Here is a 24,460-nt window from a genome sequence, read left to right on the forward strand (position 1 = left end):
GAAAATATTCGATAAAGGATGACTTTCACGATTTGTTTCTGTACAATGAAAAAGTATTTTGAAAAGGAGGTGGAGCACCATGAAAGGAAACGCATGGGCTTCAAAAGTTGGATTTATTTTAGCAGCAGCGGGATCCGCCATTGGTCTGGGGGCCATCTGGAAATTCCCGTATACGACTGGAACGAACGGAGGGGGCGCCTTTTTACTCTTATTCCTTGTGTTTACCTTGCTACTTGGATTGCCTGTCTTGATTGCCGAGTTTTTAATCGGTCGAACAAGTGGAAAAACGGCACTTCAAGCGTTCTCAGCGCTTGGTCATAAGAAGTTCACGTTCATTGGTGTCCTAGGTGTCATCGCCTGTTTCTTGTTGCTCTCTTTCTACAGCGTGATTGGTGGATGGGTCTTGATTTACACTATTCTTGGTTTTACGGGTCGCTTGACGACGATGGACAGTGGGTCGCTCGGTGAATTGTTCGGAACGATTTCAGCCTCACCTCTCTATGTCATCTCAGGGCAATTGATTTTCCTTGCTCTGACATGTTGGATCGTTTTACGAGGTGTTCAATCCGGTATTGAAAAGATGAGTAAGATCATGATGCCATTATTATTCGTGTGTTTCATCATTCTTGTCGTACGATCGTTAACGCTTGATGGTGCGATGGAGGGTGTCAAGTTCTTCATTCAGCCTGATTTCTCGGTGCTCAATCGAACTTCTGTCCTGAGTGCCCTTGGGCAAGCGTTCTTCTCCTTATCGCTCGGTGTATCAGCGATGCTAACGTATGCATCCTATATGAAGGAACGTGGAGAAATCAATCGTTCTGCAGCATGGATCGTTGCGATGAATGTCGCCGTCTCATTACTCGCAGGATTCGCGATTTTCCCAGCTGTTTTTGCTTCAGGTCTTGATCCTGCAGAAGGACCGGCCTTACTATTCATCGTTTTGCCGACTGTTTTCAGTCAGATCCAGTTCGGGTCGGTATTTTTGACACTGTTCTTCTTGTTGTTCGCTTTCGCATCGATCACGTCATCAATCGCGATGCTTGAGGTCGTCGTTGCTTCCTTGACGGATCGAAAAGAAAATGCGACGATGCGTGATAAAAAGCGGACGACTTGGCTTGCGACACTTGCGATCGCCATCGTCGGGATTCCATCTGCACTCTCATTTGGAATTCTAGGTGATACACAATTCATGGGGAAAACATTCTTTGACAGTGTTGATTTCCTCGTCTCGAATATTTTAATGCCGATTGGTGCATTATTAATTTCAATTTTTGCCGGTTACAAACTCGACCGAACTCTTGTCGAGCAGGAACTGGTGACAAGTCCATTCATGAAAAAAATCGTTCCTGTATGGCGCGTAAGCGTCTGTTACTTGAGTCCGATCGCAATTTTGATCATTCTCATTTGGCCAATCTTCGGTTGATATGTAAATAGAACTCTCGGAAGGTAGTCGACTATATTTGTCGCCTACCTTTTTTGATGTAAAGAGTGATGCAAAAAAGGCAAACAGTTCGTTCTTCGGTCTGATGTCGTTTCTACAAAAGTATGTTGAAATATAAATAGACGAGGCGTAACATTTCGAGAAAACGGGAAACTTTTTGTTAAACGTTACGTAATGTTAAAATAAAGACACGTAGGCTAGATAAAAGAATCAGTTAGAAGGAAGAGGGGATGACATGAAGTCTTCATGGTGGATATTTGGTTCCATCGGTCTGATGTTCGTATTTCTACAATTAGCTGATACCTTCAACTTTTCAGGAATATTCATCGCACTTGGATTGTGGTTCATTTGGAGTGGTTACCGGACTAAACCAGGACGACGATATCGGACTGAGCGAAAATCGACTGAAATCAAGCGGAAAAATGTCAAAAAGAAACTGCTTCTTGATGACGAAGATGAGTTTGTAGGAAGCGTCATCTTAAAACCCGAACGGGCGACACGACGCTTTGAGGAGACAGATGATTTAGAACTTCAAGTTTTGCAACGAACGATTGAAGAAGGATTCACAAAAATCCAGACGTACGATCAAATCGTTCCTTCCATTCGAGATGGTGAAATCAGAAGTGAGATGCGGATGGTTTCACGCGAAGCACATGTACTGTTCGAAGAGTTATATGAAAGTCCGCGAGACGTCAAAAAAGTCCGAGACTTCTTTACATTCTACCTAGATTCCTTATTGTCGATTTCAGAAAAATACGCCGATTTGGAACGTCGTGGTGCACAAGTTCAAGTTGATACGAAAAATCAATTGATTTCGAATTTAAAAATGATCGGTCAAAAATTGAAGCAACAACAAACCTTATTGCTTGAGGGAGATACCGTTGATTTAGAACGGGAACTCTTGACGATTGAGAAGGTTTTAGCACAAGAGACTGAACAACGAAAACAGGAGGAGAGTTACCGACATGACCCATTCTGATAAAGAAACGTGGCAACAATGGCCTGATGAGCAAGATCAATCAACGATCTCCGATCCGTCGGTCGATCTAAATATAGCAGAGACACCACCCAAAATGCCGGCTCGACCTGTCGAAGAGATGATTCCTTCGGATGTTCCAGCAGAACAACGACAAAAGATCGAACGTCTGCTGCAAGTAATTGATCTTCAAAAAACGGATGCCGTCATGCAATTCGGAGCACCAGTCCAGCGTGAACTCTCTCAATTCTCCGATCAAGTCTTAAGTGAAGTAAAAATGAAGGACGGCGGTGAGGCAGGGAAATTGCTGAGTGACTTAATGCAACGTGTCCGTCAAATGGATCCAGACACACTCCAAGAAAAGAAGAGTTTCTGGTCAAACGTACCGGTGATTGGGCGAGCGAAGAAAAAAGCAGAAACGTATTTCTTACAGTATGAGAAGATGAGTGCTTATCTCGAGGAAGTCGTACACAATCTTGATCGTTCGAAATTCGGGTTGATGAAGGATATCACGCTACTCGATCAAATGTACCAAAAGAATAAACGTTATTTTGAGGAATTAAACGTCTATATCGCGGCCGGTGAAACGAAAATTGCTCACGTTCGTCAACATGAAATCGAACCGCTACGCACAGAAGTTGAAGTATCGCGAGATCAGACGAAATTACAAGAACTGAATGACTTGATTCAATTAACGGATCGTTTTGAAAAGAAAATCCATGATTTAAAATTATCACGAACAATCAGTTTGCAGATGGCGCCACAAATTCGTGTCATTCAACAAAACAATCAAATCCTAGCGGAAAAAATCGAATCAGCAGTCGTCAATACGATTCCGCTCTGGAAGAACCAAGTTGTCCTATCCTTAAGTCTGTCACGTCAAAAGGCAGCACTCGAAATGCAAAAGGATGTCACCAATACGACGAATCAGCTACTGGAGCAAAATTCGAAGTTGTTGAAGGAATCGTCGATCGAGATCGCAGAAGAAAACGAAAAAGGCATCGTTTCGGTCGAATCGTTAAAAGTAGCGCACCAAAACTTGATTGAGACGCTCGACGAGACGTTACGTATTCAACAAGAAGGAAAACAAAAACGTCGCGACGCTGAGCATGAATTAGAACGAATGGAGAACGAACTAAAACAAAAAGTCATCGAAGTCGCTTCAAAAAGCAGAGAACTACCAAACCGACCATACTAAGGAACACGATTTTTCGTGTTCCTTTCCTTCATGAAAGGAAGGATTCTGAATGAATAATGAAGAGAAGCAATTGAAATGGGACACAACTTGGTTATTATTTGCTCGGATGATGGCAGACCGTCATTCTAAATGTGCCTCAAAATCTGTTGCCTGTGTCATCGTCAAAGATGAAAAACCGATTTCAATCGGGATAAACGGAACACCCAGTCAACATGTGAACTGCAATGAAATTTACTTAAAGCAAGAGGGTATCCTCTATACATCAAAATCTGACCATTCGATTACCGAAGAGTCGATTGAACGAAACGGGATTCTTTTTTATCGTTGTGAAAATCAAGAGGAACATCATGAATGGTCGAAACAACACGAGATTCATGCTGAAATCAATGCACTCGGCAAGCTAGCTGCCGATTCGACGAGTGCGCGTCATGCGACAGCATACGTCACACATAGTCCGTGTCATGCGTGTAGTTTAGCGCTTATTGCATCAAAAATTGATCGTGTCGTCTATTCGACAGGTTATGAATATGGGGACGGATTGAACCTAATGCGACAAAGTGGAATCGAAGTCATCCACTTGCCGCTCGCAAATGAATATTTTCTTGAAAAAATTTAACGAAAAAGGGTTGTAAACGCTTCCATTGCGTTGTATGATGAAATCAAGCATTGCCATGGTAATTATTCACTCTTCCATTCGGACTGATTTTCAATCGAAAATCGGTCCACTTTTTTTTAGAAAAGAATTGACAAGACTTGAATAGTTTGGCATGATGACTATAGAATATGACGAAGCGGAACGCCGCATTTTCATACAAAGCCAATCAAGGAGCTGGAATGCCAGGTCGTTGAATGAAAAATCCTGACTCTTAAGAGTCAGGATTTTTTTTGTTATGGATGAACAAGTGTCGCTTCCTTGAGACGTTTAGCACGGATTGCGCATTTTGTGGCGACTGCACCTGCGAGAATCGTCAAGAACCGTTGACATAAAATGTCTGGTTGCGACTGATGTAAAAATAATTGATGTAACAATCGATTGAAGACGGCATCAAGAGAAGCAAGATGTCGTTTAATAGCAGTCGGCGACATATCTTGAATTTCTTCTGCCTGATAACCAGCGTCACTTTGGAAAGCAGAGAGGATGAGAAGCTCTGTTTGTGCATCAGCCAACGATAGTCCCTGTTCTTGGACAGAATGACAAGCATGACGCAATTCATGAAGTAATAACTGCTCCAATGCATGCGATGTATACGGTTTGTACGGATCATACGATTGAACAGCTTGTCGAATACGGTCGCGTGTCACGATTTCAGATGCACTCCATTCGTCGAGTGTTATGACAGCCTCGCTGTATAAATGAGTAAGTGGTCGAATCATCGTTTCTCCTCCTTTAAGCATAAAATTCACTTCCAGTTTCATCATAATTCATTTAGAAAACGCTTACAATATATGTTTGATAGTAGGCGTGAAGAAATCGTGTCTGCTATGATATGAATGAAGACAAAAGGAGTGAGATGACGTGATTCAATTATTCAAGGCGCTTCCAGAAGTGACGATGCCTTCTAATGAAAATGATGCATTTGACATCAATCAGTCGAATCAACCGATTGGACTTTCGCTAGATACGCTCGTTCCGGGTGAACGAATCGAAGAAATGTTACTCGTTGCCTCGGGTGAAATCCGCACAGGTCAAACCGGACGAGAATGGCTGCAGTTTACGTTCAATTCACCCGCTGGATCTTGTAAGGGAAAGCAATGGATCAATCAAGGAACAGCAGAAGAGGCACTCCGTCCATATCTCGAGACACGAATTGTTCGAGTCGAGGCGAAGGTAGAGGAATATCCGCCGCAGTCCGGTAATAAATCGTTGACGGTTCAACGCGTCACGCCGATTCATGATGCCTCACCGACACAGTTCTTGCCGCAGCTACCGGCAGGGGAATCGCTTGAAACGTACCGTGATCAGTTACTTGGATTGATTGATCAATTGGATGCGCCTTACCGCGAAATCGCACTATCGATATTGCGTCAATATTGGGCGGATTTTTCGACGCGACCAGCTGCATTATTTCATCACCATGCCTATATCGGTGGATTACTTAAACATACAGCTTGTATGTTGACGATTGGTCGAGGTATTTGTGATAGTGATCAACCATACTTAACGTTACTCAAATGTATTCAAGAAGCAGAAGCTGATCATAAAAATGAACTTTTCCAAGCCTCTGAACGAGAGATACGTCAATTTTCTTGGGATGATAGTTTTGATGCGCTCTATCAAGCTGCAAAAGGGATTGCGCTGTTAGATCAACGACCGAATCCGAATGAGTTATTGCTCGGTATTTTATTGCACGACATCGGAAAGTTATGGGAATATACACATGCAGGTGCATCGACAGATCGTTTTTCGAGACTGTTGCAGGTAACGGAAGAAGAAGAAGAACTAGCAGGCATTGCGCTTGACCCGGACGGTGTGTTGATGGGTCATATGCCATACGGATGCTTCGTGCTCGAACAAACGCTTCGTGAAGAAGATATTCGGTTACCACGAGCGGTCTACCACCGTCTCATGCATATGGTATTATCACACCATGGGAAACGCGAGTGGGGATCAAGTGTTACGCCGCAAACGGCAGATGCATGGTATCTTCATGCAATCGATCTGCTCGATGCACGAAAAGAAAAATGGCGTCAGCAACAAGGACGCTAAGGAGTGAAATCATGCAAGACAAAATACGTACGACCGTCATTACTGGTTTTTTAGGTGCCGGTAAAACCACGTTACTCAATCATCTTGTTTCGCAACCGACAGAGAAGTTTGCGTTACTTGTCAATGAAGTAGGTTCTGTTCACATTGATGAAGCATTGATTGAACGAAGTGACGAAGAGATGATCGAACTGACGAATGGCTGTATTTGTTGTTCGATTCGCGGCGATTTACGAGACGCGTTGCTACGGATCGCAAAACGCCGGCGAGATGGCGAATTATCATTTGATCGATTATTGATTGAGACGACAGGTGTGGCTGACCCTGGACCGATTCTTCAGACGTTCTATTTTGAACCAGCAGTTGAACAGTCCTACCAGATTTCTAGTGTCGTTACGGTCATTGATGCATATCATTTAGATCGTCAATTGACGTTCCAAGAAAATGTGAAACAAATCGGGTTTGCTGATGTCCTTATCTTAAATAAGATGGATTTAGTTGATGTATCAAAGCGCGAAACGTTGACCGCTTTACTGCGCGAACGAAATCCTTCTGCAGCCATTATTGAAACGGAACAGGGTCGACTGGAATCAAATCGACTATTTGAAACGTTCCATTTTCCGAAAGAAGAACAAGTACGACTGAGTCAACAAACGGATCAGATTCATCAATCGGTTGAGGATTTCACGGCATTGACGATCGTAGAAGAACGACCCTTGAACCGAAATCGATTTGGAATGGTCCTGCGTGAGGTGTTAGAAGCGTATGCGGAAGATCTCTATCGCTATAAAGGGATCATTCACTTTGCAGATACAAATCGAAAGGTGATCTTGCAAGGAACGGGTATGATCTACGGCACAGCAATTCGAGAACCGTTCAGTGAACAACCTAAGACAACGCTCGTTTTCATTGGGAAAGGGCTAGATGAACAAGCGATACGAAAAGGAATCGAGGCGGCAATTGAACATGGTTGAACTTTATTTTGACGGTACGGTCCGTCCTTCAAATGATGAAGCCGCGGTGGGACTCTTTAGTAAAAGTTCCGAAGGCGAAGTCACGGAAAAAATGTATCAAATTCAAGCAATCAATAATCATGAAGCAGAATTCATTGCTTTTGCGAAAGCCGTCGAGTGGGCACACGAACTGATCGCACAAGGCGAGAGTGTTATTTCGTTTCGGACGGATTCAGAAGCGGTTGCACTGGCAGTCGAACGTGAATTCGTCAAGAACAAACGAACGCAGACGATCTTTGATCCTGCCTTTGAACGCTATCAACTCTTACCACTCGCCTTCGTGAAATGGATTCCACGGTCTGAGAACAAAGCAGATCGTGTCGCACGTGAGGCATTACGATTATACGAAGCATGATTGTTCATGTTCGATGCGCTCAATCAGGATTTGATCGACGCGACGTCCGTCTAAGTCAACGACTTCAAATCGGTATGGTCCAATCACGACAGCACTACCACGCGTTGGTACATCACCTAACGTATACAGGATTAAACCGGCTACTGTATGATAGGCGTTCAACTGTTCACCGGGCAAGTCTTCTGTATAGCCGAGGGTTCGCTTTAAATCATCGATGTGTAATAACCCATCTGCTAGGAACGAACCATCTTTTCGCATGACAAGTTCGGGTTCTTCCTCGACGCTTGAAATCTCACCGACGAATGCTTCGAGGATGTCAAATAAGGTGATCATGCCGAGGAAACCACCATATTCATCAAGGACAAAGGCGATCGATACAGTTTCCTTCCGCATCCTTTCAAGTAAAACGGTTGCTTTTAATTGACGGGGAACGATGAGCGGAGACTGAATCAGTCGTTCAAGTTCTTGGACAGGTCGTTCCGTCGATAGTACTTCTTTTGCGTCAATGAAACCGACGAAATGATCCAAATCTCCATGACCAACCGGTAAGTTTCGATGTCGCGCTTGCCGGAGCTCTTGTAAGATGGTGTCGGGATCATCGGCTAAGTCAATCCACTCTGTAACTGTTCGTGGCTCCATCAGTTCGTACGCATATAAATCATGAAAATCAAACACACGAGAGACTTGCTCAGCTTCCGAACGATTGAACGTCCCCTCTTTCGTACCACGAATCAGTAATTGTCGGACTTCATCTTCTGTCTCGTCTTCCGTCTGCAATCGATCAAGACCAACTAAGCGGAAGATGGAACTCGTCGACTTACTCAGAACCCAAATGAATGGTCGCAGAACGATCGAGAAGAATCGCATCGGTGGAGCGAGCCACATCGTCACCCGTTCTGGACTGACAAGCGCGACACGTTTAGGAACGAGTTCACCGATAACAAGCGAAATATAGGTGATGATCGTCACGACAAGAATATAGCCGATCGTACTGGCATAAGGAGCAATCCATCCGAATTGATCGAGCCAGTTGATGACAGGACCAGAAAGGGCGGCACCACCGAATGCACCATTGACGATCCCAATCAGCGTGATGCCGACTTGAACAGTCGATAACAAGTCGGTCGGTCGATCCAGTAACTCTAATGCGACATAAGCTGATTTTTTACCATCGTCCGCTGCCTTTTCTAATTTCGACCGTTTTGAAGAGAGTAAAGCGAGTTCGGTCATCGCAAAAATACCATTCGCCAGAATCAATAATAAAACAATCATTAAATTTATCAACCACATGAAATCTTCACTCCTTTTTCGATAATAAACTATTCCCCAAAACTGTCTCCCTCATTCCCATTCTGCAAGCTTTCCGGTAAACTAGAAGAGAAGTAATCAAAAGGGGGAATTTGTTTATGGAATACCGTGTAGAACGTGACACGATGGGGGAAATCCGTGTACCGGAAGCGCAGGAATGGGGCGCACAAACACAACGTAGTCTAGAAAACTTTAAAATCGGAACGGAAAAAATGCCGATTGAAGTCATTCGTGCCTTTGCAGTTCTGAAAAAAGGAGCGGCGCTTGCGAACCGCGACTTAGGCGTTCTTGAGACGGAAAAAGCGGGTGTCATCGCTGAAGTGTGTGACGAAATCATCGCGGGGAAATTTGATGATGAGTTTCCGCTTGTCGTTTGGCAAACGGGTTCAGGTACTCAGTCCAATATGAACGTCAACGAAGTGATCGCTCGGGTCGCGACACGCAAGTTGAAAGAACAAGGCAGTGAAACGACGATTCATCCGAATGATGATGTCAATAAATCACAAAGTTCAAATGATACATATCCGACAGCGATGCATTTAGCGGCAAAAACAGTCTTACTGGAATCACTTTTTCCAGCAATCGATGCGTTGCAAGCGACACTTGACGAAAAAGCAAACGCGTTTGCAGATATCGTCAAGATTGGACGGACACACTTGCAAGATGCTACACCAATCACACTCGGTCAAGAAATCAGCGGTTGGGTCCGGATGCTTGCACTTTCGAAGCAGATGATCGAACGGACGCTTGATCCGTTAACGGAATTAGCAATCGGCGGTACGGCAGTCGGGACGGGCATCAACGCACATCCTGAGTTCGGTGATTTGGCTGCGCAAAAGATGAGTGAGGAAACGGGGTATGAATTCACGAGCGCAGAAAACAAATTCCACGCCCTAACGAGCCACGATCAACTCGTCTTTACGCATGGAGCGGTCAAAGCGCTAGCGATGGACGCGATGAAGATCGCAAACGACGTTCGCTGGCTCGCGTCAGGTCCACGAGCAGGAATCGGCGAAATCACGATTCCTGAAAATGAGCCGGGAAGCTCAATCATGCCGGGGAAAGTTAATCCGACTCAAAGTGAAGCGTTGACGATGGTCGCAGCACAAGTCCTTGGAAACGATGCGACGATTAGTTTTGCTGCAAGTCAAGGAAACTTTGAACTCAACGTCTTTAAGCCGGTCATCATGTATAACTTCATACAATCGGTTCGTTTACTGACAGATGCCTTGCATTCGTTCAATGACCACTGTGCGATCGGAATCGAACCAGAACAGTCCGTCATCGCTGAGAACGTCGAACGTTCGTTGATGCTTGTCACTGCACTCAACCCGCATATCGGATATGAGAATGCGGCGAAAATCGCAAAGGCAGCGCATCAGTCAGGTTCGACATTAAAAGAAGCAGCACTTGCGACTGGTTTATTAACAGAAGAACAATATGATCAATGGATCGTACCAGCAGACATGGTCCGTCCGAACTTAAAAGCGTGAGTTGAAAAAGCGGGGGATTTCCCTCGCTTTCTCTTTATCCGAGGTATGTTCTTCGGGTCTATAGAAAGAGAGGGGATTGCATGGAGCGAAATCGAAAGCGGGCAGAAAAGCAACTGCAACAAACAATCATCATGGTGGAGACATTATTACGGATGCCGACCGTACCACGTACAGAATTGCTTGCCTTAGCGAGCTGGATGGAAGGACTCGGCAGAGAGGATCTCTTTAAGGGACTTGCCGATCAGGTGAGCCGTGAAAAGGTCACTTGGGAACGGATAGACGCTATCATTGATCAGCCAAGCGTCAAAGAATTATTGCAGCCCATCGTCGATCAGTTATCGGAGCGCTCACGTGCTAATCGGGTTCGAAAGGAATTAGTCGTCACTGTGACAAGACGTTTTCTTGAAAATATCAAATGGAAAAAGTCATTGGAACAAGCGCGCTATATGTCACGATTTTTTAGCTCTGTAGAAGATACATTATCCATTTCGCACGACATTACGATGGACGCCGTCATCATCGATTACGCATGTATCGTTGATTCAATGGAACTGTTCAAAAAACTTATGAAGCAGATGGAATCCTCATTCGTTCCGGTCATTATCGTTGGTCCAAGTAGGTCAAAAGTTCGTCAGATTAGTTATGAGATGGGTGCCGATGACTATTGGGATGAAACCGTGATGAACGAAGAGCGTCATGTCCGCCTTGCGCGGCTTTTACGAAAACTAAGAGTCGTATCATCGACGATTTTGGTTGACGAATTGACAGGTGCGTATAATCGGAAATATCTCCAGAGTGCATTTGATCGCCGTTTAGCGCGACTGGAACGAGAACAACGAACATTTGGACTGGCGATTTTTGATCTTGATCATTTTAAACGAATCAATGACTTACATGGACATCCGACGGGGGACTTAGTTCTTTCCGAACTAGCAACCGTAGTTCAACAGGCAGCTCGTCTCGACGATGAATTCATCCGATTTGGTGGTGAGGAATTCATTTTACTGTTTTCAGCAGAAACATTGTCTCAAGCAGTCACGAGTATAAATAAAATACGGGAACGCGTCGAACGACATATTTTTGCGAATGGATTAAAAGTCACTGTTTCGATTGGTCTGTCTTTTTCATTAGATGTACATACTTCACTTGCTCAGGCAACGGCAGAGGCGGACGAGGCGTTATATCAAGCAAAACGTAATGGACGTAATCAAGTCATCTCCTATTCGACAGCGATATCGATTGAAAAATCATCCGTATATATCCGTGTCGAAGAAGGGCTGCTTAATCAAATCCGTCAGTTTGATTTGCCCGATCATCCGAAATATCACTTCGAAGTGATTCCACTAGACGATCAGCGGACTGCACCATTACAATTGGCAATTCTTTCGCTTGATCAATTAGCAATTGAGAACTTTCAGCGACTAGAAGAATGGAGAAAACAACGAGAATCAATCATTGATATGTTAGTCGTGGCGGAGCAAGAAGATGACCGTCTTGCGGAATCATTATCTCGAGGGGCAACGGATTATGTGATGGCATCACATGTAGACCAACAAGCGGAGGAATGGATCACGGAGTGGATCATGCAAATTCCATGAAAAATCAGCCTCATTCTTCCGGTATTTGGAAGGATGAGGCTGATTTTATAATGATCGATCATATTGACGAATAACGAAGGGGTAATCGTTTCCGTCTACCGCATCATGATGCGTTTCAGACATGATCTGAAACGTAGGAGGGATATCGGGATAATGTACATCTCCTGTGAGCGTCGCATCAATTTCTGTCACATAGATGCGTCGTACGAGAGGAAGTGTTTGAGCGAATAGTTCTCCTCCGCCAATCAAAAAGACTTCTTCTTCTGAATCGATGTATGGTTGTAAAGCAGATAGATCATGCCATATCGTTACACCTTCGGCTACAAACGTCTGATCACGCGTAATGACGATGTTCTCTCGACCGGGCAACGGCCGTCCGATGGATTCGAACGTCTTTCGTCCCATGATGATCGGTTTGCCAATCGTTGTACGCTTGAAGTGAGCCAAATCAGCTGGAAGATGCCAAGGCATCGCATTGTCACGACCGATGACATGATTTTTCGTATACGCTACGATATGTGTGATCATACGGCTACCACACCTTTAATGTGCGGATCAGGATCATAGCCTTCAATGATGATGTCTTCGAAGCGGAAGTCTTCGATACGATCGACTGTTCGAGCGAAGCGAAGCGTTGGTAATTTTTTCGGGGTACGCGTCAACTGAAGATTGACTTGCTCAATATGATTTGAATAGATATGAGCGTCACCAAGCGTATGAACGAAGTCACCAACTTCAAGTCCACACACATGTGCAATCATATGTGTCAGTAACGCATAAGATGCAATATTAAATGGTACGCCTAGGAAAACATCAGCTGAACGTTGATACAATTGGCATGATAGTTTTCCGTCAGCGACATAAAATTGGAACAAGAGATGACAGGGCGGTAACGCCATCTCATCGACTTGTCCAGGATTCCAAGCACTGACGATCAAACGACGAGAATCCGGATTCGTCTTAATCTGTTCAATGACTTGTGCGAGTTGATCGACCGTTGTACCATCTGGACGTGGAAAAGAGCGCCATTGTGCACCGTATACAGGACCTAAATCTCCGTTCTCATCGGCCCATTCATTCCAAATTCGCACACCATTTTCCTGTAAATAACGAACATTCGTATCGCCTGAGATGAACCAAATCAACTCATGGATGATCGACTTCATATGTAGCTTTTTCGTCGTAATGAGAGGAAAGCCATCTTGAAGGGAGAAGCGCATTTGGTGACCAAACACGCTGAGAGTCCCTGTTCCCGTCCGGTCTTCCTTTTTTGTTCCGTGTTCCAAAATGTGTTTGCAAAGTGCATGATATTGTTCCATCGGATGACAGCTCCTTTTAAAAAAATCCAAATTTCATTGTACCATAAATTAAGATTTTGAGGATGTCGGTAAATGTCTTGCGAACAGATAACGGAATAAACCAAAGAGCGGAATCACGTCTTGCCACTCTAATGTCTGTGCATTCCGAAGACGAATGCGCCGGAGCAAATAGACTTGCAGAATGTAGAATAATAACAAATCGACGGTCATCGTTCGAACGAATTGATTGGTCTCAAAGTAGATGCGGAATATACTCCAATCCGATCGAGCAAGAGCAATCCAAAGTAATAATGTCGTCACGACGCTAAGTAAGGCGACGGCGGTAGGAATCCATCCCCGACGACGAAAAGGAAGAAACGTTTTCCTTGGAATAGCGAGGGCGACATAAGGCATCAACACGAAGGCACCTAAGAAGAACGATCCAATACTTGCGACGAGCGGTCCGGGGCGCATGAATCGTTTCTCATCTAGAAATAGTAAAAAGAAAGCGAACGGATAAATACCGAGTAAGGCAAATAAACTTAACGCGGATGTATCAAATTGACTTTGGTCGAAACGTAAAAACGAAATCAAGAAACCTTCTGGAAAGACACGATTATTTCCAAATAATAAGATGAAGACAATAGCAATCGCCCAGACAAGGAAGAGCAAATATCGACGATACATTTGTCCACACTCCTTTCTCATACCTTTCTTTCCCATCATCTTGGATGTAGTAAACACTTGGATTTCATATTTCATGATATCAAATATGTTGAGGTTCTTGCTTGAGCCCCTCTCATGGACATGTTAAGATGACGTTGTGAGAATTGAAAGCGCTTTTACAAATTGGTGCAATCGTTTGCTCAATATGTAGCACGTTACGTACATAAAAGAGGAGAGTGTTGAGGATGGAACGTAAATGGTGGCATGATAGTGTCGTTTATCAAATTTACCCACGTAGTTATAATGATTCAAATGGAGATGGAATCGGTGATTTGAACGGGATCATCGAAAAGTTGGATTATTTAAAGACGCTTGGCATCGACGTCATTTGGCTAAGTCCTGTCTATGATTCACCGAATGACGATAATGGTTATGATATCCGAGATTATGAAGCTATCATGAAGGAATTCGGAACGATGGATGATTTTGATCGTCTTTTAGATGAGGCACATGCACGAGATATCAAAATCGTCATGGACCTCGTCATCAATCATTCGTCAGATGAACATCAATGGTTCGCGGAATCGCGTCAAAGCAAGGACAATCCGTATCGGGATTATTACATGTGGCGCCCAGCAAATCCAGACGGTTCGTTACCAAATAACTGGGGTTCGATTTTCTCTGGTCCTGCCTGGGAATATGATGAAACAACAAACGAGTATTACTTACACTTATTTTCGAAGAAGCAGCCTGACTTGAATTGGGAAAATGAACAGATGCGTCACGATGTGTACGGGATGATTCGTCGTTGGTTGGATCGAGGAATCGATGGTTTCCGAATGGACGTCATCAACTTGATTTCGAAAACACCCGGATTACCAGATGCGACGGTCCATCCAGGAGCACTGTATGGGGATGGTGGAGAACACTATATCAATGGACCGCGTGTTCATGAATTTCTACATGAGATGAACGAAGCATCATTCGGCAAGTACGATGTTCTGACAGTCGGTGAGATGCCGGGAGCAACGACAGATGACGCCATCCTTTATACGGATCCGGCACGTAATGAGGTTAACATGGTCTTTACGTTCGAACATATGGATCTCGATTCAGGTCCGAATGGGAAATGGGACGTCATTCCGTTTGATTTACTCAAACTCAAGCAAAACTTCACCAAATGGCAGACGGCGTTACATGAGACGGGCTGGAACTCGCTCTATTGGAACAACCACGATCAACCCCGCGTCGTTAGTCGATTCGGAAATGACACGACGTACCGCGTCGAGTCGGCTAAAATGCTCGCTACATTATTGCATTTGTTAAAAGGGACGCCATATATCTATCAAGGCGAGGAAATCGGTATGACAAACGTCGCTTTTGAAGATATCGCGGACTATGAAGATATCGAAATTCGGAACATGTGGAAAGAACGTACGGAACAAGGGGCATCTCCTGCTGAACTGTTACGATCGATTCACATCAAAGGGCGCGACAATGCTCGGACACCGATGCAATGGGATGCATCAGAAAATGCTGGTTTCTCGACGGGAACACCATGGTTGAAGGTTAATCCGAACTATCCGGAAATCAACGTCGAACAGGCACTTGGAGATGAACAATCCATCTTTTATTACTATCAACAGTTGATTCGTCTACGACATGATCATGAACTGGTCGTCTATGGTCGCTATGAACTCTTACTCGAAGATCATCCGCAAGTCTACGCCTACTCACGAACGCTTGAAGAGGAGACATGGTATGTCTACTGTTCGTTTGCTGACCATGATGTGAATATTCCATTTACGCATGATACGTCAGATCGCGTCATCGGAAACTACGAAGAGTCAGTCATTACAGATGAACTTACGTTACGACCATACGAAGCTATCGTCTTCCGTACGTTTAAAGCATAATTTCATCCGTACAAATAAAAGAGGCACTGCTCATTCGCGTGAGCAGTGCCTCTTTTTGCAGTGATTCGTTATCGTTCCAATTGAGCGACTTGTTTAACCTGAGCGATGATCGTCTCCCGATCTGTCGAAGTCGGATAGAGGCGGATGCCATACAGTCTCTCGGGACCAACTGGCTTTTCATGCAGTAGTTGACCTTCGATGCACAAGGGTTCTTGCCCCTCGATCAATGAGAACTCAACAACAATTTTCATTGATTTCAGAAGGGGGAGTTTTAATTCCGTGCTGATTGCTAGTCCGTTCGGTGAGATATTATGAATTTTCATCAGTCCATTAGGAGTACGCTGGTCATTTTTCAATAAATGAAATTCACCTGTTATTGGTTTTTTTAGCGTATATCGAAATGGTTCATTCCGTTTGATTTTCATGTAGGCACCTCCTCTCCCATTATCCGACAATTTCGTCAAGTCTTCTAGCTTTTTTTAGGTCATGCAGCAGCGTCTGTTGATCGTTTCGTCGGATGGATACGCTTAGCTAAATACATGAATGGTGTCGCGAACCAAGCGACAACGAATTTTGCGAGATATGTCGTAAGGAATATTTGCCACCAGATGGAGAAGGGCATATCGTGAAAGGCGATCGCACAAAACGTCAACGTATCAAGCAACTGACTTAAAACGGTTGACCCTGTCGTCCGTAACCAAAGTTTACGTTCGCCGGTCTTCTGACGGATCTTTGAATAAATAAAGACATCAAATAGTTGCGAGACGAGATAAGCGGCAAGACTGCCAACAGCAATCCATGGTAAGAGTCCAAACAATAAATGCAAGGAATCGGATGTTTCGAGTGCAGCCTTATCAGCAAGTGGTGTATATAAGAGACTGAACTGCATGAGAACGGTCGTCGTGATCAGGGAGAAGAACCCCATATAGACGCCTTTACGAGCGACCTGTTTTCCGTATTTTTCATTGAGGATATCTGTCGCTAGATAACAACTGCCATACACGACGTTCCCTAACGTAAAGACGAAACCGAAAATATCAACGGTTTGTGTAACTTGGATGTTTGCAATGATTGTTGCGATGGCAATCCACATCAACAATCCTGTCTTACCAAATAAATAATAACTGAAAATCAATAATCCCATCGTTAAAAAAATGGAAGGGATCCATAACCATTCGTTCATGAGATGTACTCCTTTCTGTTCATACAGATGAAAATTGTACGCTGAAATCGATCAACTGTCAAAGGTGATGAAGCGATAAGGGCATTAAAAAAAGACCATGAGTTCCATGGTCTTTCGGACGTTCTTTAGCCCATTCGTTGCAGAGAGTACCGACGACGTCTTCCTTTGACGTAATAGTTCTCTGTCGACGTAAAATCATTCGCTTCCAAAATTCGTTTTGCAAACGAAGCGTGCGGTGATTGTTCAAGGACACGCGCGCGTACTTCGTGACGATCTAGTACCCCGGAATACGTCAATGCTTCAGCAACTGCTTGAGTAGCTAGACCCCGACGCGTATAGGGATCAAACACCATGAAGTCGAGTTGGAAGTAGTGACCCATTTTTAAGAGCAGAACCCGCCCCACGATCGTATCCGCTTCAACGATATCAAAGTAATAATCTTCAGGATAACTGTGCTCGACGGAATCAAAAGCCCGCTCTTCTCCAAGCTCATGGTCATACCCTTTGATTTCTTGCGGAGTCAGTCCATATGCTTGTTCGCCATACTTCAAGAAATGATCGTACTCAGCTTGATCGACATGACGTAATGTTCGACGTCTCAATTCCATCACAAAATCCTCCCTCATCCCAATTGATGCTTCGTTTACATTATAGCGATACCCTCCGTGCAATTGCAAAAATTAACTAAAGCCGATGCGTAGTGACAAATATAAAAAAAGTCATTCTGTAATCATCTTGTGATTGTTTTAATTCCCGTGGAATATGGTAAAGTAATGATGTAGACAACTGCATACTGGAAGGGGCTGGAAAACGTGTTCACAGAACGTGACGGAATCAAATTGCGTCTAGAGCAAATCGAACGATTGTATTCGGACTTGAATCGTGAAGCGAAACAATTGACGGAACGCTTACGCCAATTAGATGAACAAGGGGATGAAGTTCACCATGATCTTTCCCTTAATAAAGAAGACCGCGATCATCTGAAGTCAAGCATTGATGAGACGCTTCAGGCACTCATGAAGCGGACGACGGTCGATGCAAAAGTCGAACAGGAAAAGCAAGAAGACCTGATTTCGAAAAAAGCATTGATTGAAGATATCGAAGGATTATTGAAGAAAAAGAAATGAGCTAGCTCCGGCTAGCTTATTTTTTTGTGGAGGAACACATTATGAAACCAACCATTGGACTGACGACATGTCTTCGTCCGACTGACGACGTGCATCATCGTGTGAAGCAGTTGTTAGCGGATGATACGATACATTTTATCTACGTCGTGCGTCAGAAAAAAAGCATAGAACACTTGCAACAGGAGACAGGATTACCGGTGCTTGTCGTCGATAAACAACGGCTTGATTTATATCCATTAGGCGAGACGACATCGTTCTTTTTCCATCCTTCGAGTGCGGTGTTTCGCATCAAACAAATTGATGCAGGTGGAGGCGACCCTCTCGTTGCGATCGGACGCTTATCGGAAGGGATGCGTGTGCTTGACTGTACACTTGGTCTTGGGGCAGATGCCATCGTCATGAGTCATGCCATCGGAGAGCGAGGTCAGATTACCGGCTTAGAAAGTCGGGTTGAGACAGCATTTATCGTCAAGAACGGATTAAAACGGTGGGAAGAATCCTACGAACCGATCAATCAAGCGATGCGACGAATTGAAGTGAGAGTCAAACACCATCTCGCCTATTTGAAAGAATGTCCGGATAATTCCTTTGATGTCATCTACTTTGATCCTATGTTCGAACAGACCGTCGAAGAATCGACGCATCTCGATGCTTTACGAACGCTTGCGAATTATGAAGCCTTATCCGAGCAAGCGATGGTGGAGGCGAAGCGTGTGGCACGTCAGCGCATCGTGTTAAAAGCACATTACGAGAGTCCCTTGTTTGAACGGTTTGGGTTTGAACGAACTAAGCGAAAGACGTCGAAGTTGCATTATGGCGTGATTGAACTGTAAGTCAAAAAAAGACCTCTGCCAATTTTTTGACAGAGGTCTTACTTGTTATTTGCTGATTATTGAACGGCGTCTTTTAATTCGTCTTCCATCTCTTCAAACGTTTCCTGAACGGCATTGACCGGTTGTTTCGTCATCAAGCTGACAACGACCGTAAAGATCAAGCTTGTGAAGAATCCAGGTACCATTTCATAAAGCGTCGTACTAAGTCCGAGTTGAACCCAGATGATAACAGTCAAGGCACCTGAGATAATACCAGCTAGTGCACCTTGTTTCGTCATCCGTTTCCAGTAAAGAGAAAGCAAGATGATCGGACCAAAGGCAGAACCGAATCCAGCCCATGCATAACCGACGAGTGCAAGAATCGTCGCTGACGGATTCCACGCGAGAATACTTGCGATGACGGCAACGACAAGAACGGCAATTCGACCTGTCAGGACGAGTTCTTTATCCGATGCGTCTTTTTTCAAGAACGTCTTATAAAAATCTTCTGTCAACGCACTTGAAGTAACGAGTAATTGTGATGAAATCGTCGACATGATCGCTGCAAGAATCGCAGCCATCAAGAACCCTGTGATATACGGGTGGAATAGGACGTCCGAGAAACGGATGAAGACTGTTTCCGGGTCACCTAGTCCATTTCCTTGTCCTTCAAAATAAGCAATTCCGACAAGTCCTGTCATCATGGCACCAATGATAGAGATGAACATCCATCCGATACCGATGCGACGAGCACTTTTTAAATCTTTGACGGAACGAATTGCCATAAAGCGGACAATGATATGTGGTTGACCAAAGTAACCAAGTCCCCAAGCAAGGAATCCGATGATTCCAAGAACTGTTGTTCCTTTAAATGGATCAAATAGGGAAGGGTCTAAGTTTTCAGCATAGTTGTATGCTCCATCGACTCCGCCAACGTCTGTCAAGGCGACGATCGGTACAAGGACGAGTGCGATGAACATGATACAGCCCTGGACGAAATCGGTCCAACTAACTGCGAGAAAACCGCCAAAAAGTGTGTAGGCGATTACGACCGCAATCGTCAAGAGCATACCATAGTGATAATCAAATCCAAATGAGCTGACGAACAATTTTCCGCCAGAAACGATTCCAGCTGATGTGTAAAATGTAAAGAAGACAATGATGACGAGTGCAGATACAGTTCGAAGCACACGTGATTTGTCTTCAAAGCGATTCTCTAAGAAGTCGGGAATCGTAATCGAATCATTCGCCATTTCTGTATAAAGTCGGAAACGTGGGGCGAGTACTAAGTAGTTCACGTAACAGCCAATCAATAATCCGAGTGCGAGCCATAGTGCTGAAACACCTGTCGCATACATGGCGCCGGGAAGTCCCATGAGCATCCATCCACTCATATCCGAGGCACCAGCAGATAATGCCGTGACACCAGGACCGAGATCGCGTCCGCCTAACATGTAATCTTCTGTATTCGTCGTTCGCTTGTAGGCAAAATAACCGATTGCCAACATGAGAACAAGATACAGGATGATCGAAATCCATTCTTGCGTCATAAAGTTAAATCCTCCAAATGCAATAGTTTTTTCAGCGATCAAGCACGCATTGACCTGTTCGCCAAATGATATGTTTCCCACCTTACAGGGGATAAAACGACTTTGCAAGTTACTTCATTTTCATGAAAAGTACCACCATGCCTAGTGCCTGAAGGGGTTGGGACGGTTTTAGTCCCTATTAAAGTTCTACTAATTAAAAATTTCTGAATATTTAATTGAAAAAAGAATGATCCTAAATAGTTAGGATCATTCAGTTCTGATCAATTTGCCCAAAACCGTTCATATGCAACGCTTAAGCGGTCGAGTGCTTGATCGAGCTGAGCTCGAGGACACCCAATATTTAAGCGTTCGAACGTTTCTCCACCTGAACCGAATGAAGAACCGTGTGTCAAAGCGAGCTTTGCTTCCTTGACGAGCCAATCAGCACGCGTTTTACTATCGAGTTCGAAAGCTTTGAAATCAATCCACAACAAGAATGTAGACTCCGGGATGATAACATCTAATTTCGGCATTTCTTGACGAATACGATGAACGGAATGGTCACGATTCTCTTCCAAATAATCGAGGAGTTGCGCTAACCATTGTTCACTCGCAGCATCTCCATACGCTGCCGAAATGGCAGTTGAAGCCAACGCGTTTGGATGAACGAAATGGCGTTGCTGAACACGCTCGATTCGTTGACGAATCGAAGTGTCTGGTACGACCAGATAAGACGCATATAGACCCGGAATGTTGAATGTTTTGGATGGTGCGCTGACTAAAATGATTTTTTCATAATCAAAGGCAAGAATAGGTGTGTGCACGGAACCTCGATAGACGAGATCCGCGTGGATTTCATCGGACACAAGATACACATCATACTGTTTTGCAAGTGCCACAATTCGCTGTAGTTCTTCTTGAGTGAAGACTTTGCCGCTTGGATTATGTGGACTACAGAGAATCATCATCTGCGCAGTCTGCATTTGTTGCTCAAGAAGCGGGAAGTCGGTCCGGTACGTCTCACCGTCTAAAAGAAGTGGATTTTCAACGATTTGCCGTTGATTATTCTGAATAATCTGATGAAAGGGAGGATAAACTGGTGTCTGGATGATGATTTGATCATTCGGTTCGGTCAGTGCCAAGACAGTATGCGCAAGTCCCGGAACGACACCGCTTGAATAAAGAATGGAATCGGTAGTGATCGTTACATCATATCGTTTCTGAAACCAATGCTGAATCGCTTGTTTTGCTTCTTCTTCAAACATCGAGTAACCGAAATGACCTGTGGCAGCACGTCTTGTCAATCGTTCTGTCAAATGATGCGGTGGACGAACATCCATGTCGGCGACCCACATCGGAATCAATTCATCTGATCCATAAAGCGATTGAAGTCCGTCCCACTTGACGGATCCCGTATTTCGTTTTTCAATCGTTTCATCGAAATTAATCTTTTCCATCAGACTTCACATCCTGTTCTTTTTAAGTTGAATGACTCCATTTCACCATAGCGGATAAAGAGAGGAAGGAGCAAGTCGGAAAATAACAGGTTTAACATTAATACTATCAGGTAATTACTTAACTCGAACCTACCATAACAGAACGGAGTGATGATCATGTTGCATTCTAAAGTAGTCGTTGGGCGATCGCCTGAAGAATTAGAAGAAAGACTGAACGAATTTTTTGAGAACAACGGTGTAGGGTCAAACGCCATTATTACGTTAAAGTTTTCAACATTCGTCGCGTCTAAAGCGGATGAACATTATTCAGTTTTAGTCGTCTATGATAACTCATTAACGAAAACAACACTGTAAAAAAGTGACAAGAAGTTGCATGAAATCATGTTGACTTCTTGTTTTGTCTTTTTTTATAAGTTATACTAAAATCAGGTTTTCAAGCTTCCGTAGGTTAATGGCAGACCTCAGCAATGGTAATGCTGCAGTGCGAGTTCGATTCTCGCCGGAAGCATACACACGTCTTTCGTCTCAAGTAATATATACTTGAAACGAAGGACTTTTTTTGTGAGTTCATTATTTTTGATTTGAGGAGTGACCGTTATGCATCCAGCCATTCATTCCGTGGGCGATAAAATTAAGCAAGAAAGAAAAAAACAAGGAATGACACAAAAAGCACTTTGTGAAGGGATTTGTAGCCAAGCTGAGATTAGTAAAATTGAAAATAATCGAAACTCACCGACGATCGATTTATTACAACAAATTTGTCGAAGACTCCGAATCCCAGTTACGCAATTTTTTGAAGACGAAATAGTTGCTCAAACATTGAATGAAATCGATCAAAAGATGTTGCGGCATATGAGAGAAAAAACTTATATAGAAATGAAAAAGGATTTAGATAACTATGCTAAAACGAATCGAACATTTGAGGTTCAAGCGTTAGTTCGTTATCATCAACAGTTACTTGAATATGAAAAAGGAAATAATGACTATCGAACGTGTATTTCATTATTATTGAAGTTGGTAGCTGAAGAAAAATTGATTGAAAAGTCATTTCTACTATATACGAGAATTCAAATGGCGATTGCAGTTCTTTATACGAATCATGAAGAATTTAACCATTCTCATCAAATATATGATGATTTGTTAAAGTTGCCTTACCGAACACGTGAGTACAAAAAAATTAAAATGAAAATAATGTATAACTATTTACGTAATTTATATAGATTAAAAAGATTTGAAGAGGGATTACAAAAAGTCGAATTAATCATAGAAGAGACAAAAGAGTTACAGGATTTAACATATCTCGGTCATTTTTATTATCAAAAGGGTTTCTTTTTAGAGTCGTTACAAGCTACTGAGACAAGTATAAAAGAATCGTACACGATTGCGTATTCATTTTTCATTGCGACGAATAATCACGCATACCAAAAAATTCTTGAAACACATATATCCGATTTATTACTATTCCCCATCGATGGAAGTGAGTGAGAAGTATAACGATGAATGATCTAACTTCATCAATTGGTACAAAGGTTAAACAATTACGTATCGAGAAGAAAATGACTCAAAAAGAACTGTGTGAAGGGATTTGCAGCCAAGCTGAGATTAGTAAAATCGAGAATGGCTTAAATTCACCAACAGTAGAGTTATTACAGAAAATTGCTGTTCGATTAAATAGTCCAATAGCAATTTTATTCGAAAATCTTTATGTTAACGAAGAAGTTGAGCTTTTTGATCATAAGATTTCAAACTTATTGCGAGAGGAAAATTATGATCAAATTATACAATTCATTTCAAAATATAATCATGAAGATAACATAAACTTAATTATATTAAGTGCTTATTTTCAGATTATCGTAGATATGAAACAAGATCGATTTGATTTTAGAACGGCCGCCTCCTTGTTAAGCAATCTATTGTTCAAATATGATGTTTGGAACGAATCCATTTCCTTATTCATTCGGATTAAAACAGCAATTGCCAATCTATATGCTGAACATGAGTTGTATCATTTAACTACAAGCGCTTTTATCGAAATTGAAACGTTATTAGAAAAACTTGAAAGTTCTTTATATGTTACTTCTTTGATCAAAATTTATTTTAATCACGCTCAAATTCTTCTCTATCAAGACATGTTTGAAGAAGCACATATTTTTATTCAAAAAGGAATTAATTTATGCTTAGATTCCCAACAAACCTTTCTTTTGGGGCATTTATATTTTCAACTAGGTAACTATCAAGAAGCTGTAGGCAACCCATTATTTCAAAAAACATACACGGTTGCCTATACATTGCTACATGCATTTGAATTTCAAACAACGAAAGAGTTGGTCGTTGACTTAAAGAGAGAATATCTATTATTTTCTTTTGAGAATTAATAGAAAGCGAG

General features: G+C 43.1%; 24 protein-coding genes and 1 tRNA gene. 15 read left to right on the plus strand and 10 right to left on the minus strand.

All coding sequences use genetic code 11. From position 1 onward, the window contains the following. Positions 1-79 precede the first annotated feature (79 nt). The 4 genes from ACHWTJ_RS06930 (at position 80) to ACHWTJ_RS06945 (ending at position 4,231) form a co-directional block, all read left to right on the plus strand. Positions 80-1,423, plus strand: coding sequence for a sodium-dependent transporter (locus ACHWTJ_RS06930; RefSeq protein WP_294741036.1), 1,344 nt, complete (start codon positions 80-82; stop codon positions 1,421-1,423). A 253-nt stretch (positions 1,424-1,676) separates the two neighbouring features. Next, entirely contained in the window at positions 1,677-2,420 is a 744-nt protein-coding gene (locus ACHWTJ_RS06935) for a 5-bromo-4-chloroindolyl phosphate hydrolysis family protein (RefSeq protein ID WP_294741037.1), read from the plus strand. Continuing rightward, the gene (locus ACHWTJ_RS06940; protein ID WP_394679298.1) at positions 2,407-3,615 is read left to right on the plus strand and encodes a toxic anion resistance protein; all 1,209 of its coding nucleotides are present in this window, start codon (positions 2,407-2,409) and stop codon (positions 3,613-3,615) included. Before ACHWTJ_RS06935 ends, ACHWTJ_RS06940 begins: the two co-directional genes overlap by 14 nt. A gap of 49 nt (positions 3,616-3,664) precedes the next feature. Beyond that, a complete protein-coding gene (locus ACHWTJ_RS06945; RefSeq protein WP_294741040.1) occupies positions 3,665-4,231 on the plus strand; it encodes a deaminase in 567 nt (188 codons plus the stop codon). 272 nt (positions 4,232-4,503) lie between these two features. Here the strand turns inward: ACHWTJ_RS06945 and ACHWTJ_RS06950 are convergent, their stop codons facing one another. Beyond that, entirely contained in the window at positions 4,504-4,989 is a 486-nt protein-coding gene (locus tag ACHWTJ_RS06950) for a hypothetical protein (protein ID WP_294741042.1), read from the minus strand. Between the two features lie 142 nt (positions 4,990-5,131). Here ACHWTJ_RS06950 and ACHWTJ_RS06955 point away from each other — a divergent pair, with 142 nt between their 5' ends. Genes ACHWTJ_RS06955 through ACHWTJ_RS06965 form a run of 3 tightly spaced genes read left to right on the plus strand, consistent with a single transcriptional unit; the run spans position 5,132 to position 7,687 of the window. Next, positions 5,132-6,322, plus strand: coding sequence for an HD domain-containing protein (locus tag ACHWTJ_RS06955; RefSeq protein ID WP_294749748.1), 1,191 nt, complete (start codon positions 5,132-5,134; stop codon positions 6,320-6,322). Between the two features lie 11 nt (positions 6,323-6,333). Then, complete coding sequence (locus ACHWTJ_RS06960) at positions 6,334-7,293, plus strand: GTP-binding protein (protein ID WP_294741046.1); 960 nt, start codon at positions 6,334-6,336, stop codon at positions 7,291-7,293. Next, positions 7,286-7,687 carry a reverse transcriptase-like protein gene (locus ACHWTJ_RS06965; protein ID WP_294741047.1) on the plus strand — a complete coding sequence of 134 codons (402 nt, stop codon included), beginning with the start codon at positions 7,286-7,288 and terminating at the stop codon, positions 7,685-7,687. Before ACHWTJ_RS06960 ends, ACHWTJ_RS06965 begins: the two co-directional genes overlap by 8 nt. Here ACHWTJ_RS06965 and ACHWTJ_RS06970 read toward each other — a convergent pair. Continuing rightward, positions 7,673-8,977, minus strand: coding sequence for a hemolysin family protein (locus ACHWTJ_RS06970; RefSeq protein ID WP_394679299.1), 1,305 nt, complete (start codon positions 8,975-8,977; stop codon positions 7,673-7,675). The two genes, ACHWTJ_RS06965 and ACHWTJ_RS06970, sit on opposite strands and share 15 nt — an antisense overlap. A gap of 116 nt (positions 8,978-9,093) precedes the next feature. On the opposite strand from ACHWTJ_RS06970, the gene fumC reads away from it, so the two are divergent. Next, the gene (gene fumC, locus ACHWTJ_RS06975; protein WP_294745751.1) at positions 9,094-10,488 is read left to right on the plus strand and encodes a class II fumarate hydratase; all 1,395 of its coding nucleotides are present in this window, start codon (positions 9,094-9,096) and stop codon (positions 10,486-10,488) included. Between the two features lie 80 nt (positions 10,489-10,568). Beyond that, positions 10,569-12,086, plus strand: a complete 1,518-nt coding sequence (locus tag ACHWTJ_RS06980; protein ID WP_294741051.1) for a diguanylate cyclase — start codon at positions 10,569-10,571, stop codon at positions 12,084-12,086. A gap of 45 nt (positions 12,087-12,131) precedes the next feature. On the opposite strand, the gene ACHWTJ_RS06985 is transcribed toward ACHWTJ_RS06980, so the two are convergent. Genes ACHWTJ_RS06985 through ACHWTJ_RS06995 form a run of 3 tightly spaced genes read right to left on the minus strand, consistent with a single transcriptional unit; the run spans position 12,132 to position 14,071 of the window. Beyond that, on the minus strand, positions 12,132-12,614 hold the full coding sequence (locus ACHWTJ_RS06985) for a dihydrofolate reductase (RefSeq protein WP_394679300.1): 483 nt from the start codon (positions 12,612-12,614) through the stop codon (positions 12,132-12,134). Then, complete coding sequence (locus ACHWTJ_RS06990) at positions 12,611-13,405, minus strand: thymidylate synthase (protein WP_294741055.1); 795 nt, start codon at positions 13,403-13,405, stop codon at positions 12,611-12,613. Before ACHWTJ_RS06990 ends, ACHWTJ_RS06985 begins: the two co-directional genes overlap by 4 nt. Positions 13,406-13,453: 48 nt before the next feature. Continuing rightward, positions 13,454-14,071, minus strand: coding sequence for a hypothetical protein (locus ACHWTJ_RS06995; protein WP_294741057.1), 618 nt, complete (start codon positions 14,069-14,071; stop codon positions 13,454-13,456). A 224-nt stretch (positions 14,072-14,295) separates the two neighbouring features. On the opposite strand from ACHWTJ_RS06995, the gene ACHWTJ_RS07000 reads away from it, so the two are divergent. Then, entirely contained in the window at positions 14,296-15,966 is a 1,671-nt protein-coding gene (locus ACHWTJ_RS07000; protein ID WP_394679301.1) for an alpha-glucosidase, read from the plus strand. 68 nt (positions 15,967-16,034) lie between these two features. On the opposite strand, the gene ACHWTJ_RS07005 is transcribed toward ACHWTJ_RS07000, so the two are convergent. The 3 genes from ACHWTJ_RS07005 to ACHWTJ_RS07015 all read right to left on the minus strand — a co-directional run bounded on the left by ACHWTJ_RS07005 (position 16,035) and on the right by ACHWTJ_RS07015 (position 17,757). Beyond that, positions 16,035-16,391, minus strand: coding sequence for a PilZ domain-containing protein (locus ACHWTJ_RS07005; RefSeq protein ID WP_294741061.1), 357 nt, complete (start codon positions 16,389-16,391; stop codon positions 16,035-16,037). Between the two features lie 59 nt (positions 16,392-16,450). Next, positions 16,451-17,149: a queuosine precursor transporter gene (locus ACHWTJ_RS07010; protein WP_294745765.1), complete on the minus strand. Its 699-nt coding sequence runs from the start codon at positions 17,147-17,149 to the stop codon at positions 16,451-16,453. A 125-nt stretch (positions 17,150-17,274) separates the two neighbouring features. Then, complete coding sequence (locus ACHWTJ_RS07015) at positions 17,275-17,757, minus strand: GNAT family N-acetyltransferase (protein ID WP_064299696.1); 483 nt, start codon at positions 17,755-17,757, stop codon at positions 17,275-17,277. Positions 17,758-17,961: 204 nt separating this feature from the next. Between ACHWTJ_RS07015 and ACHWTJ_RS07020 the strand changes: the two genes are divergently transcribed. Beyond that, positions 17,962-18,276 (plus strand): hypothetical protein, encoded by a 315-nt coding sequence (locus ACHWTJ_RS07020; RefSeq protein ID WP_035396953.1) that lies wholly within the window; start codon positions 17,962-17,964, stop codon positions 18,274-18,276. Between the two features lie 41 nt (positions 18,277-18,317). Then, positions 18,318-19,109, plus strand: coding sequence for a class I SAM-dependent methyltransferase (locus ACHWTJ_RS07025; protein ID WP_394679302.1), 792 nt, complete (start codon positions 18,318-18,320; stop codon positions 19,107-19,109). Between the two features lie 56 nt (positions 19,110-19,165). Here ACHWTJ_RS07025 and putP read toward each other — a convergent pair whose 3' ends face one another. Both putP and ACHWTJ_RS07035 read right to left on the minus strand, forming a co-directional pair. After that, on the minus strand, positions 19,166-20,638 hold the full coding sequence (putP, locus tag ACHWTJ_RS07030; RefSeq protein WP_294741068.1) for a sodium/proline symporter PutP: 1,473 nt from the start codon (positions 20,636-20,638) through the stop codon (positions 19,166-19,168). 260 nt (positions 20,639-20,898) lie between these two features. Continuing rightward, positions 20,899-22,074 carry a MalY/PatB family protein gene (locus ACHWTJ_RS07035; protein ID WP_394679303.1) on the minus strand — a complete coding sequence of 392 codons (1,176 nt, stop codon included), beginning with the start codon at positions 22,072-22,074 and terminating at the stop codon, positions 20,899-20,901. Positions 22,075-22,511: 437 nt separating this feature from the next. On the opposite strand from ACHWTJ_RS07035, the gene ACHWTJ_RS07040 reads away from it, so the two are divergent. The 3 genes from ACHWTJ_RS07040 to ACHWTJ_RS07050 all read left to right on the plus strand — a co-directional run bounded on the left by ACHWTJ_RS07040 (position 22,512) and on the right by ACHWTJ_RS07050 (position 24,449). After that, a tRNA-Thr gene (locus tag ACHWTJ_RS07040) sits at positions 22,512-22,582 on the plus strand. 89 nt (positions 22,583-22,671) lie between these two features. Then, a complete protein-coding gene (locus ACHWTJ_RS07045) occupies positions 22,672-23,559 on the plus strand; it encodes a helix-turn-helix domain-containing protein (protein ID WP_394679304.1) in 888 nt (295 codons plus the stop codon). 11 nt (positions 23,560-23,570) lie between these two features. Then, positions 23,571-24,449, plus strand: a complete 879-nt coding sequence (locus ACHWTJ_RS07050) for a helix-turn-helix domain-containing protein (RefSeq protein ID WP_394679305.1) — start codon at positions 23,571-23,573, stop codon at positions 24,447-24,449. Positions 24,450-24,460 lie beyond the last annotated feature (11 nt).

The organism is uncultured Exiguobacterium sp., from assembly GCF_964277885.1.
Classification (GTDB): Bacteria; Bacillota; Bacilli; order Exiguobacteriales; family Exiguobacteriaceae; genus Exiguobacterium_A.

Bases quoted from the DNA above. Each gene is read 5' to 3' on its own strand.
- ACHWTJ_RS06930 (WP_294741036.1), top strand. From the start codon at position 80: ATGAAAGGAAACGCATGGGCTTCAAAAGTTGGATTTATTTTAGCAGCA.
- ACHWTJ_RS06935 (WP_294741037.1), top strand. From the start codon at position 1,677: ATGAAGTCTTCATGGTGGATATTTGGTTCCATCGGTCTGATGTTCGTA.
- ACHWTJ_RS06940 (WP_394679298.1), top strand. From the start codon at position 2,407: ATGACCCATTCTGATAAAGAAACGTGGCAACAATGGCCTGATGAGCAA.
- ACHWTJ_RS06945 (WP_294741040.1), top strand. From the start codon at position 3,665: ATGAATAATGAAGAGAAGCAATTGAAATGGGACACAACTTGGTTATTA.
- ACHWTJ_RS06950 (WP_294741042.1), bottom strand. From the start codon at position 4,989: ATGATTCGACCACTTACTCATTTATACAGCGAGGCTGTCATAACACTC.
- ACHWTJ_RS06960 (WP_294741046.1), top strand. From the start codon at position 6,334: ATGCAAGACAAAATACGTACGACCGTCATTACTGGTTTTTTAGGTGCC.
- ACHWTJ_RS06965 (WP_294741047.1), top strand. From the start codon at position 7,286: ATGGTTGAACTTTATTTTGACGGTACGGTCCGTCCTTCAAATGATGAA.
- ACHWTJ_RS06970 (WP_394679299.1), bottom strand. From the start codon at position 8,977: ATGTGGTTGATAAATTTAATGATTGTTTTATTATTGATTCTGGCGAAT.
- fumC (WP_294745751.1), top strand. From the start codon at position 9,094: ATGGAATACCGTGTAGAACGTGACACGATGGGGGAAATCCGTGTACCG.
- ACHWTJ_RS06980 (WP_294741051.1), top strand. From the start codon at position 10,569: ATGGAGCGAAATCGAAAGCGGGCAGAAAAGCAACTGCAACAAACAATC.
- ACHWTJ_RS06985 (WP_394679300.1), bottom strand. From the start codon at position 12,614: ATGATCACACATATCGTAGCGTATACGAAAAATCATGTCATCGGTCGT.
- ACHWTJ_RS06990 (WP_294741055.1), bottom strand. From the start codon at position 13,405: ATGGAACAATATCATGCACTTTGCAAACACATTTTGGAACACGGAACA.
- ACHWTJ_RS06995 (WP_294741057.1), bottom strand. From the start codon at position 14,071: ATGTATCGTCGATATTTGCTCTTCCTTGTCTGGGCGATTGCTATTGTC.
- ACHWTJ_RS07000 (WP_394679301.1), top strand. From the start codon at position 14,296: ATGGAACGTAAATGGTGGCATGATAGTGTCGTTTATCAAATTTACCCA.
- ACHWTJ_RS07005 (WP_294741061.1), bottom strand. From the start codon at position 16,391: ATGAAAATCAAACGGAATGAACCATTTCGATATACGCTAAAAAAACCA.
- ACHWTJ_RS07010 (WP_294745765.1), bottom strand. From the start codon at position 17,149: ATGAACGAATGGTTATGGATCCCTTCCATTTTTTTAACGATGGGATTA.
- ACHWTJ_RS07015 (WP_064299696.1), bottom strand. From the start codon at position 17,757: ATGGAATTGAGACGTCGAACATTACGTCATGTCGATCAAGCTGAGTAC.
- ACHWTJ_RS07025 (WP_394679302.1), top strand. From the start codon at position 18,318: ATGAAACCAACCATTGGACTGACGACATGTCTTCGTCCGACTGACGAC.
- putP (WP_294741068.1), bottom strand. From the start codon at position 20,638: ATGACGCAAGAATGGATTTCGATCATCCTGTATCTTGTTCTCATGTTG.
- ACHWTJ_RS07035 (WP_394679303.1), bottom strand. From the start codon at position 22,074: ATGGAAAAGATTAATTTCGATGAAACGATTGAAAAACGAAATACGGGA.
- ACHWTJ_RS07045 (WP_394679304.1), top strand. From the start codon at position 22,672: ATGCATCCAGCCATTCATTCCGTGGGCGATAAAATTAAGCAAGAAAGA.
- ACHWTJ_RS07050 (WP_394679305.1), top strand. From the start codon at position 23,571: ATGAATGATCTAACTTCATCAATTGGTACAAAGGTTAAACAATTACGT.